Below are 1,422 nucleotides of genomic sequence, written 5' to 3'. Positions count from 1 at the left end.
GACCACGTTATTGATGGTGGTCACGCGCATGCGTCCGAGACCTCCCTGCACGCGGAGGACAAGGGTTACCACAAGAACCTCAAGCCGCGGCAGATCCAGATGATCGCGATCGGCGGTGCGATCGGGACCGGCCTGTTCCTGGGCGCCGGCGGCCGGCTCAACGCGGCGGGCCCGTCCCTGGTCATCGCCTACGCGGTGTGCGGGTTCTTCGCGTTCCTGATCCTGCGCGCCCTGGGCGAACTGGTCCTGCACCGGCCCTCCTCGGGCTCCTTCGTCTCCTACGCCCGCGAATTCTTCGGCGAAAAAGCCGCGTTCGTCTCCGGCTGGTTCTACTGGATCAACTGGGCCACCACCACCATCGTGGACATCACCGCCGCCGCCCTCTACATGCACTTCTTCGGCAACTACATCCCCTGGATGGCCGACGTCCCGCAGTGGGCCTGGGCACTGACCGCCCTCGTCGTCGTCCTGGCCCTGAACCTGGTCTCCGTGAAAGTCTTCGGCGAAATGGAATTCTGGTTCGCCCTGATCAAGGTCGCCGCCCTCGTCGCGTTCCTCATCATCGGCACCTACTTCGTCATCTTCGGCACCCCCGTCGACGGCCAGCAGGTCGGCATCAGCCTCCTGTCCGACAACGGCGGGATCTTCCCCAACGGCCTGCTGCCCATGATCATCCTCATGCAGGGCGTCCTGTTCGCCTACGCCTCCATCGAACTCGTCGGCACCGCCGCCGGCGAAACCGAAAACCCCGAAAAGATCATGCCCAAGGCCATCAACTCCGTGGTCTTCCGCATCGCCGTGTTCTACGTCGGCTCCGTGATCCTCCTGGCCCTGCTGCTGCCCTTCACCTCCTACCAAAAAGGCGTCAGCCCCTTCGTGACGTTCTTCGGGTCCATCGGCGTCCAGGGCGTGGACGTCATCATGAACCTCGTCGTCCTCACCGCCGCCCTGTCCTCCCTGAATGCCGGGCTCTACTCCACCGGCCGGATCCTGCGCTCCATGTCCGTCAACGGCTCCGCCCCCAAATTCGCCTCCCGCATGAACAAAGCAGGCGTCCCCTACGGCGGCATCGCCATCACCGCCGTGGTCTCCCTCCTCGGCGTCCCCCTGAACTACCTCGTCCCCGCCGAAGCCTTCGAAATCGTCCTCAACATCGCCTCCGTCGGCATCATCATGACCTGGGCCACCATCGTCCTGTGCCAGATCCAGCTCAAACGCTGGGCCGACAAAGGCTGGGTCGAACGCCCCTCCTTCCGCATGTTCGGCGCCCCCTACACCGGCTACCTCTCCCTGCTCTTCCTCACCGGCGTGCTCATCATGGTCTTCATCGACTCACCCCTGACCATGCTCGTGACCGCCATCGCCTCCATCCTCATGGTCGCCGGCTGGTACGCCTGCCGCACCCGCATCCGCGAAATCGCC

General features: G+C 64.6%; 1 protein-coding gene. It reads left to right on the top strand.

Annotated elements, in window-relative coordinates; genetic code table 11:
• Positions 1-9: 9 nt before the first annotated feature.
• The coding region (locus tag ACYSM9_RS21825) for an amino acid permease (RefSeq protein WP_461859037.1) at positions 10-1,422 on the top strand (1,413 nt) is incomplete at its 3' end.

This window comes from Arthrobacter sp. C152, assembly GCF_054890965.1.
The sequence above is the reverse complement of the archived record's forward strand: the minus strand, read 5'-3'. Positions and strand labels throughout refer to the sequence as shown.